Raw genomic sequence first — 10,543 nt, forward strand, 5'->3', positions numbered from 1 at the left:
AATGGCACGTTCATCAAAGCGTTATATAGGCATAGCAGAAAAAGTCAATCGCAATAAAATATATCAAATCGATGAGGCGCTTGGATTAGTTAAGGCAGGCGCTACGGCCAAGTTTGATGAATCTATTGATATAGCAGTAAATTTAGGAATAGATGCGAAGAAATCAGATCAAGCTGTGCGCGGTTCAGTAGTTTTGCCCGCAGGAACGGGTAAAACGGTTCGGGTTGCGGTATTTGCTCAAGGAGATAAAGCAAAGGAAGCACAAGAGGCCGGCGCGGATATTGTAGGGTTTGATGATTTGGCGGCTGATATTAAGGCAGGTAATATTAATTTTGATGTTGCAATTGCCAGTCCGGATGCTATGCGCTTAGTTGGTCAGTTAGGTCAGATTTTAGGACCTCGCAGTCTGATGCCAAATCCGAAAGTCGGTACTGTAACAGCGGATATTGCGGGGGCTGTTAAGAATGCAAAAGCAGGACAAATTCAATTTCGGGCTGACAAAACTGGCATTATACATTGCACCATTGGACGAGCGTCTTTTGAAATAGATGCATTAAAGCAAAATTTGAAGGCATTAATTGAAGCGCTTATTAAATCCAAGCCTGCTTCATCGAAAGGTGTTTATCTAAGAAAAGTATCTGCTTCGAGTACCATGGGTGCAGGTGTGAGAATAGATCAAACAAGTATAATGTAGCAATAAAACAGAACTTTGGGCCTCTAAATTCAAAATATAAGTATTTGGAGGATTGTCAAAGACCGCTGGGGTAAGCAAATAATGATCGGCAAAAAGATATTATTGAAATACTTAAATACATAACTGACGAATGAGTTTGGAATTGTTAAATATAATTTTTATAAAATCAGTTAAACACCCAGCGCAGATGGTGAACTCAAAACAGGAGTCTTGTTTTCCTGGTTAAAGGTTGCCAGTTTGTAGTATTTGGAGGTGATTAGATTAATTACTCCAAGTGTTATTTTAACAGATGGAGAGTGAACCTTGAGTCTTAATCTTGAAGAGAAAAAAGCTATAGTGGCAGAAGTGAGCACTCAAGTAACTAGTGCTCAAGCTATTATCATTGCGGAGTATCGAGGATTAGAAGTTGGACAAATGACGCAGTTAAGAGCAAAAACCCGTGAATCAGGAATTTATTTTCGCGTGATAAAAAATTCACTGGTTCGTCGTGCTGTTGCTGATACGCCTTATGCAGAACTAGCTAAGCATATGGTTGGGCCTCTTGCTTATGGCATTGGAGCTGATCCAGTATCAGCCGCGAAAGTATTGCATGAATTTTCAAAGAGTAATGAAAAATTCGTGATCAAAGTTGGCGCAATAGGTGAGCAGGTAATATCTCGTGAAGAAATTACTGCGCTTGCTGCATTGCCGAGTCGTGATGAATTGTTATCTAAATTACTAGGAACGATGCAAGCGCCTATAGCCAAATTTGTTCAAACACTTAATGAGGTGCCAGCTAGATTTGTGCGTGGCTTGGCTATGGTACGTGATAGCAAATAGCTCATCAGACTTCTATTTTAAACAATAGCTTAATACAGGAAATTACCAGGAGAAAATAATGGCAGTAACTAAAGACGAAATATTGGAAGCAATTGCAAATATGACAGTACTCGAATTGTCAAAGTTAATTACAGAAATGGAAGAAAAATTCGGTGTGTCCGCTGCTGCTGCAGTTGCAGTTGCTGCTGCACCCAGTGGTGGAGGTGGTGCACCAGCTGAGGCAGAGCAAACTGAGTTTAATGTGATTCTGACATCCTGTGGCGAAAGCAAAGTGAATGTTATTAAAGTCGTAAGGGCAGTGACTGGCCTAGGATTGAAAGAGGCGAAAGATTTAGTTGACGGAGCACCAAAAACTGTTAAAGAAGGTGCATCCAAAGATGAGGCCGCTTCAATTCAGAAACAGTTAGTAGAAGCTGGTGCTACTTGCGAAATTAAGTAATAAAAGCAATAAATCAGAGGGCTGGTGGGTATTAAAGCTGCCAGCCTTTGATACTTTGATACATTTGATGTGTCATTTTGGACATTCCAGCAATTGATAGTTTTTGGGCTTCAACTATTCAATCCTCAGTCTTCTTCTTCCGGAGAAAACTCATGAGCTATTCGTTCACAGAGAAAAAACGTATTCGAAAAAGTTTTGCTAAACGCGCGAGTGTTTTGCCAATTCCTTTTCTTCTTGCAACTCAATTAGAGTCCTATGCGGCTTTTTTGCAGGAAAATGTTGCACCTAGTAAACGTCGAAACCAAGGCCTGCAAGCGGCGTTTAACTCAATTTTTCCAATTGAAAGTCACACTAAAAATGCACGTCTAGATTTTATAAGTTATGAACTTGGTTTGCCAGTGTTTGATGTAAAGGAATGTCAGCAACGAGGATTAACTTACGCATCACCTTTGCGCGCAAGAGTTAGGCTGACGCTTATGGATAAGGAAATATCCAAACCAACTGTTAAGGAAGTTAAAGAGCAAGAAGTTTACATGGGTGAGATCCCTTTGATGACTGAAACGGGATCTTTTGTTATCAATGGGACTGAACGTGTGATTGTTTCTCAATTACATCGTTCTCCTGGTGTATTTTTTGAACACGATCGTGGTAAAACACATTCATCAGGAAAATTGTTATTCTCTGCACGAATCATTCCATACCGTGGATCTTGGTTAGATTTTGAGTTTGATCCGAAAGACTGTTTGTATTTCAGGATAGACCGCCGTCGTAAAATGCCGGTTACTACGTTACTGAAGGCAATTGGTTGCACCTCCGAGCAGATATTGAAAGATTTTTTTATCTTTGACTGCTTTCATTTTTCAGATAATGAAATACGATTTGAGCTCGTACCGGAGCGCTTGCGTGGGGAAGTGGCAAGTTTCGATATTCTAACCAAAAGCAAAAAAGTTATTGTTCAAAAAGATAAGCGGATTACCGCTAAGCATATTCGAGAAATGCAAGAAGCTAAAATTGATCAGCTAGAAGTTCCAGAAGATTTCTTGTTGGGAAGAATATTGGCACAAAATATAGTTGATCAGGATACAGGTGAAATAATAGCACAAGCCAATGATGAAATTAGTGAAGAAACATTGGTAAAATTCAGAGCAGGAAAAATAAAGAAAATTAATACGTTATATGTCAATGATCTTAATCATGGTGCATATATTTCTCAGACTTTAAAGGTAGACGAAACAACTGACGAAATGAATGCGCAGATTGCAATATATCGCATGATGCGCCCTGGCGAGCCACCGACGGAAGATGCTGTTAAAGCATTATTTGCAGGGTTGTTTTATTCGCCAGAACGTTACGACTTGTCCGTAGTTGGCAGGATGAAATTCAATCGTAGAGTAGGCAGAACTGAACTGACAGGCTCTCCGACGCTATCGAATGAAGATATTATCGCCGTGATTAAAATTCTGGTTGAGCTAAGAAATGGACGAGGTGAAATTGATGATATTGATCATCTGGGCAATCGACGGGTTCGTTCAGTCGGTGAATTGGCAGAGAATCAGTTTAGATCAGGATTGGTGCGCGTTGAACGAGCAGTGAAAGAACGACTGAGTCAGGCGGAATCAGAGAATCTGATGCCTCATGATTTGATTAATGCAAAACCTGTTTCTGCGGCAGCCAGAGAATTCTTTGGATCCAGCCAATTATCACAATTTATGGATCAGACGAATCCATTGTCTGAAATTACGCATAAACGTCGTATTTCAGCATTGGGGCCTGGCGGATTGACACGCGAAAGAGCAGGCTTTGAAGTGCGCGATGTGCATCCCACACACTATGGAAGAGTTTGCCCAATTGAGACTCCCGAAGGACCTAATATTGGTCTTATTAATTCGTTGGCACTGTTCGCACGAACTAATGAGTATGGATTTATAGAAACGCCTTATAGTAGAGTAAAAAATTGCCAGGTGATTGATGAAATAGATTATTTATCGGCAATTGAGGAAGGTAATTTTACGATTGCTCAAGCTAACGCTGAGCTTGATGATAATCATCGGTTTGTTAGTGAGATAGTTTCTTGTCGTCACAAAAATGAATTTGCACTGTCTTCTCCGGAACGTATTGAATACGTGGATGTGGCGCCAGCGCAAATTGTATCAGTAGCGGCATCATTGATTCCATTTTTAGAGCATGATGACGCAAATCGTGCCTTAATGGGTTCAAATATGCAGCGCCAAGCTGTTCCTTGTTTGCGTGCGGAGAAGCCACTCGTAGGCACAGGCATTGAGCGTGTCGTAGCACTGCATTCTGGTACTACTGTGAGGGCCAAGCGAGGAGGACTCGTTGATTATGTGGATGCGGGACGTATCGTTGTGCGTGTGCATGATATAGAGACGCATATGGGGGAGGTTGGAGTTGATATTTATAACCTAATAAAATACACACGTTCCAATCAGAATACAAATATTAATCAACGCCCCTTAGTTAAGGTGGGCGATAGCATTAGCAGGGATGATGTTATTGCCGATGGCGCATCTACTGATATGGGTGAGCTTGCATTAGGGCAAAACATGTTGGTGGCATTTATGCCATGGAATGGCTATAACTTTGAAGATTCTATCTTGATTTCAGAACGCATCGTGGCCGAAGATCGTTTTACTTCCATACACATTGAAGAATTGTCGGTTGTGAGCCGGGATACCAAGTTAGGTACGGAAGAGATTACAGCAGATATTCCGAATCTATCTGAGCATCAGTTGGGACGTCTCGATGAATCAGGTATTGTTTATATTGGTGCGGAAGTTGAAGCAGGTGATGTGCTGGTTGGGAAGGTTACACCAAAAGGCGAAACGCAGTTAACTCCAGAAGAGAAATTGTTGCGAGCTATTTTTGGTGAGAAAGCATCCGATGTAAAAGATACCTCGCTTCGAGTGCCATCAGGAATCTCTGGTACTGTAATTGATGTGCAAGTGTTCACCCGGGAAGGTATTGAGCGTGATAAAAGAGCTCAAAAAATTATTGATGATGAACTTGATCGCTATAAAAAAGATTTGACAGATCAGATGCGTATTGTGGAGGAAGATGCATTTGCTCGTCTTGAGCGCTTATTGATTGGTAAAGTAGCTACAGGAGGACCAAATAAGCTAGCAAAAGGGAAAGAAATTACTGCTGAATATCTAAAAAGTTTTGATCCGCATTATTGGTTCGATATTCGTTTGGCCGATGAGGATGCGAGTATGCAATTAGAACAAGTACGTGAGAGTATGGCACAAAAACGCAAGGCATTTGATGTTGCGTTTGAAGAGAAAAAGAAAAAGCTTACTCAAGGCGATGAATTGGCCCCGGGTGTGCAAAAGATGGTCAAGATTTATATTGCCGTAAAGAGACGCTTACAACCAGGTGATAAGATGGCAGGACGGCATGGTAATAAGGGCGTAATTTCCAAAATTGTACCTTTGGAAGATATGCCTTATATGGCTGACGGAACGCCTGTTGATGTGGTATTGAATCCTTTGGGGGTGCCTTCTCGAATGAATGTAGGGCAAATTCTTGAAGTGCATTTAGGATGGGCAGCAAAAGGCCTTGGCAAGAAAATCGATGGGATGCTAAGGACACAGCAGAATGTTAATGAAATCAGAGAGTTTCTCGATCAGATTTATAATGGCAGTGGTAAGAGAGAAGATATATCCTCACTAGAGGACCTAGAAATCCTATCATTGGCTGGAAATTTAACGGCAGGAGTTCCTTTTGCTACTCCAGTATTTGATGGTGCAACAGAGAAAGAAATTAAAGACATGCTGGAGTTGGCTGGTTTGCCAAGATCGGGTCAAGTCACATTATATGATGGTCGAACTGGAGAAGCATTTGATCGATCAGTTACAGTTGGATATATGCACGTTCTGAAGCTTCATCATCTGGTGGATGATAAGATGCATGCACGTTCAACAGGTCCTTACAGTTTAGTGACCCAGCAACCATTAGGTGGCAAAGCGCAATTTGGTGGACAACGTTTTGGTGAGATGGAAGTTTGGGCATTGGAGGCATATGGTGCTGCTTATACCTTACAGGAAATGCTAACTGTCAAATCGGATGATGTTGCTGGACGTACTAAAGTTTATGAAAGTATTGTTAAGGGTGATCATAAGATTGATGCTGGAATGCCGGAGTCATTTAATGTATTAGTAAAAGAAATACGTTCACTGGGTATGGATATCGATTTGGAACAAAACTAATTGTTTCAAAGACAGGGATGATTGATCGGTTTTGTTCCTGTCATTGATATATTTCATAAATTACATAAAAATTTTTATTGCCCCCTGATTTACAGGAGTGACAAATGAAAGCACTATTAGATCTATTTAAACAAGTTACTCACAAAGAAGAGTTCGATGCCATAAAAATTGGACTTGCTTCTCCTGAGAAAATTCGCTCTTGGTCTTATGGAGAAGTAAAGAAGCCTGAGACGATTAATTATCGCACCTTTAAACCAGAGAGAGATGGTTTGTTTTGTGCCAAGATTTTTGGTCCAGTTAAGGATTATGAGTGTTTATGCGGTAAGTATAAGCGCCTTAAGCATCGTGGTGTTATTTGCGAAAAGTGTGGCGTTGAAGTGACTTTGTCGAAAGTACGTCGTGAGCGTATGGGTCATATCGAACTAGCTTCACCGGTTTCACATATCTGGTTTTTAAAATCTCTGCCTTCTCGCTTGGGTATGGTGTTGGACATGACTTTGCGTGATATTGAACGCATACTTTATTTTGAAGCTTATGTAGTTACTGACCCTGGCATGACACCTTTGACACGTTGTCAGTTGTTGACAGAAGAAGATTATTTAATAAAAACAGAAGAATATGGAGATGACTTCAGTGCCAGTATGGGGGCAGAAGGCATTCGTGATCTACTGAGCAATCTTGACATTAGCACTGAGATAGAAAATCTGCGGCGCGAGATGGAAAGTACCGGCTCGGAAACAAAGATTAAGAAAATTTCTAAGCGCCTTAAGCTATTGGAAGCATTCAATAAATCAGGTATTAAGCCACAGTGGATGGTTTTGACTGTGTTACCAGTCTTGCCACCGGATCTTCGTCCGTTGGTGCCATTAGATGGAGGGCGTTTTGCGACCTCGGACTTGAATGATTTATATCGTCGGGTTATCAATCGTAATAATCGATTAAAACGGTTGCTAGAATTAAAAGCACCGGAGATTATTGTTCGTAATGAGAAGCGCATGCTGCAAGAAGCAGTTGATTCATTGTTGGATAATGGTCGTCGAGGTAAAGCTATGACAGGTGCTAATAAGCGAGCACTTAAGTCATTGGCGGATATGATCAAAGGTAAAGGCGGTCGTTTTCGACAGAACCTGCTAGGTAAACGTGTGGATTATTCTGGTCGTTCAGTTATCGTTGTTGGACCTCAACTCAAGCTCCATCAATGTGGATTGCCTAAGAAAATGGCGTTAGAATTATTCAAACCTTTTATTTTCAATAAGTTAGAGTTAATGGGGATTGCAAGTACCATAAAAGCAGCCAAGCGCGAAGTTGAAAATGAAACTGCAGTTGTGTGGGATATTCTGGAAGATGTTATTCGTGAACACCCCGTTATGTTGAATCGTGCACCTACTCTTCATAGGCTGGGTATTCAGGCCTTTGAGCCAGTTCTGGTAGAAGGCAAGGCAATCCAATTACACCCATTAGTTTGTGCTGCATTTAATGCTGATTTTGATGGCGACCAAATGGCTGTTCACGTACCGCTCTCATTAGAAGCGCAAATGGAATGCCGAACATTAATGATGTCTACCAATAATGTTTTATCTCCAGCTAATGGAGAACCGATTATAGTACCATCTCAAGATATCGTGCTAGGCCTTTACTATACAACCAGAGAGAAAGTGGGAGCCCGTGGGGAAGGCATGCTGTTTCAGGATGTCAGCGAAGTGTCACGAGCTTATGAAAGTAGAAATGTAGAACTTAATGCAAGAATTACGGTTAGGATCAAGGAGTATGGCATCAACACAGATGGCGAACGATACGAGAAGATTACTCGCTATGAAACAACAGTAGGTAGAACATTACTATTTGAGATTTTTCCTCCTGGGCTGCCATTCTCACTGCTTAATAAGACACTAAAAAAGAAAGAAATATCAAAGCTTATTAATGCGAGTTTTAGACGCTGTGGGTTGCGAGAGACAGTTATTTTTGCTGATAAGCTCATGTATGCTGGATTTACTTATGCAACGCGAGCCGGTATTTCTATTTGTGCGGACGATATGTTGATACCAACTCAAAAAAGCGACATTATTGCTGAGGCGGAGCAGGAAGTAAAAGAAATTGAAGGGCAATATACATCAGGTTTGGTGACGCAAGGTGAGCGCTATAACAAAGTTGTGGATATTTGGGGGCGAGCCGGGGATCAAGTCGCGAAAGCCATGATGAATCAACTTGGTGTAGAGCCTGTATTTGATCAGTCGAGTGGGGAAATTCAGCTCGACGAGACAGGCAAACAGTTGACGCAAGAATCGTTCAATTCAATATATATGATGGCGGATTCGGGTGCTCGTGGATCGGCGGCGCAAATACGCCAGCTATCAGGTATGCGTGGATTGATGGCAAAACCGGATGGCTCGATTATTGAAACGCCAATTACCGCTAACTTCCGTGAGGGTTTAAATGTTTTGCAGTATTTTATTTCGACTCATGGCGCAAGAAAGGGGTTGGCAGACACAGCATTAAAAACCGCCAATTCAGGTTATTTGACTCGGCGGTTAGTTGACGTTACTCAAGATTTAGTGGTTATAGAAGAAGACTGTAACACAGGTAGCGGCGTAGTTATGAAAGCTCTGGTGGAAGGTGGTGAAATTATTGAAGCCTTGCGCGAGCGGATACTTGGGAGAGTTGTTGCTAACGATGTTGTTAATTCTGAAAATCAGGAAGTGGTTTTTGCATCGGGAGTGTTGTTGGATGAAGATTCCGTCGATTTAATTGAATCATTAGGTATTGATGAAGTAAAAGTTCGTACACCACTTACCTGTGAAACTCGATATGGTTTGTGTGCGAAGTGCTATGGGCGGGATTTGGGACGCGGTACTCCGGTCAATGTGGGAGAGGCGGTAGGGGTTATTGCTGCCCAATCAATTGGTGAACCGGGCACGCAATTAACAATGCGCACCTTCCATATTGGTGGAGCAGCATCTAGAACCGCTGTGGTGAGTCAAGTAGAAAGTAAGTCAAGTGGTACAGTAAATTATTCTCCTACGATGAGGTATGTAACTAATACTCAGAATGAATTGATAGCCATTTCGCGAAGCGGAGAAATTATTATCCAGGATGAAAATGGCCGTGAGCGTGAAAGACATAAAGCCTCTTATGGTGCAACATTGCTGGTACGTGATGGCGAAGTGGTCAAGGCAGGACAGATATTAACCACGTGGGATCCGCATACTCGTCCCATAATCACTGAATATACCGGTAAAGTGCGGTTTGAGAATGTTGAAGAGGGTGTAACTGTAGCGAAACAAATTGATGAGGTTACTGGATTGTCGACCTTGGTAGTTATTGATCCAAAACGTCGAGGAGTCATGCAATCAAAAGGCTTGCGCCCACTAGTGAAGTTTTTAGATGACGATGGAAATGAAATAAAAATGCTCGGCGGTAATCAACCCGTAAGCATAACCTTTCAGATCGGCTGTATTATTACGGTACGAGATGGTCAGCAAGTTAGTGTTGGCGAGGTATTGGCAAGAATTCCACAAGAAACTTCTAAAACGCGCGATATTACAGGTGGTCTGCCGCGTGTGGCAGAATTATTTGAAGCAAGAGCACCAAAAGATGCGGGCATGTTGGCAGAAGTTACGGGTATTGTTTCTTTCGGCAAGGATACCAAAGGTAAACAAAGGTTAGTTATCACAGATCTTGAAGAAATTGTGCATGAATATTTAATACCGAAAGATAAGCACGTAATGGCACATGATGGACAAGTAGTGAATAAAGGCGAAATTATTGTCGATGGCCCGGCTGATCCACGTGATATCCTTCGTTTGCAAGGTGTTGAAGCATTAGCGCGGTATATTACGGATGAAGTTCAAGATGTATATCGATTGCAGGGTGTTAGAATAAATGACAAGCATATTGAAGTTATTGTGCGTCAAATGCTAAGACGAGTACAGATTACTAATGCTGGTGATTCAATATTTATTCAGGGTGAGCAGGTAGAGCGTGCCGATTTGCTCGTTGAGAACGAGCGATTAATTGCCGAGAAGAAAATGCCAGCCACTTATGAATTTATGCTGTTGGGTATTACTAAAGCATCATTATCCACGGATTCATTTATTTCTGCGGCGTCATTCCAGGAAACGACACGAGTATTGACTGAAGCTGCTATCATGGGCAAGAAAGATGATTTACGTGGATTAAAAGAGAATGTTATAGTTGGCAGATTGGTTCCCGCAGGTACGGGATTATCTTTTCACAGTAAGAGAAAAAAACAAGGAAAAATACCTGAAATAAATGTTGATACAAGTATTTCAATAAATAGCACTGTTTAGAATTGAAAGGTCAGTATGTATTCCTGTAACCTTAATCGCGCATACAGCTTGACAGTAA

General features: G+C 41.5%; 5 protein-coding genes. All 5 read left to right on the forward strand.

Annotated features, from left to right (window positions below; genetic code table 11):
• Position 1: 1 nt before the first annotated feature.
• Positions 2–694: a 50S ribosomal protein L1 gene (gene rplA / locus C7H79_RS05200; RefSeq protein ID WP_106706228.1), complete on the forward strand. Its 693-nt coding sequence runs from the start codon at positions 2–4 to the stop codon at positions 692–694.
• 303 nt (positions 695–997) lie between these two features.
• Entirely contained in the window at positions 998–1,513 is a 516-nt protein-coding gene (gene rplJ / locus C7H79_RS05205) for a 50S ribosomal protein L10 (RefSeq protein ID WP_106706229.1), read from the forward strand.
• A 58-nt stretch (positions 1,514–1,571) separates the two neighbouring features.
• Positions 1,572–1,952, forward strand: a complete 381-nt coding sequence (rplL, locus tag C7H79_RS05210) for a 50S ribosomal protein L7/L12 (RefSeq protein ID WP_106706230.1) — start codon at positions 1,572–1,574, stop codon at positions 1,950–1,952.
• A 152-nt stretch (positions 1,953–2,104) separates the two neighbouring features.
• The gene (gene rpoB, locus C7H79_RS05215; protein WP_106706231.1) at positions 2,105–6,178 is read left to right on the forward strand and encodes a DNA-directed RNA polymerase subunit beta; all 4,074 of its coding nucleotides are present in this window, start codon (positions 2,105–2,107) and stop codon (positions 6,176–6,178) included.
• A 104-nt stretch (positions 6,179–6,282) separates the two neighbouring features.
• Complete coding sequence (gene rpoC / locus C7H79_RS05220; protein WP_106706232.1) at positions 6,283–10,485, forward strand: DNA-directed RNA polymerase subunit beta'; 4,203 nt, start codon at positions 6,283–6,285, stop codon at positions 10,483–10,485.
• Positions 10,486–10,543: the final 58 nt, after the last annotated feature.

The sequence above is a fragment of the Nitrosomonas supralitoralis genome (assembly GCF_003011925.2).
Lineage (GTDB): Bacteria > Pseudomonadota > Gammaproteobacteria > Burkholderiales > Nitrosomonadaceae > Nitrosomonas > Nitrosomonas supralitoralis.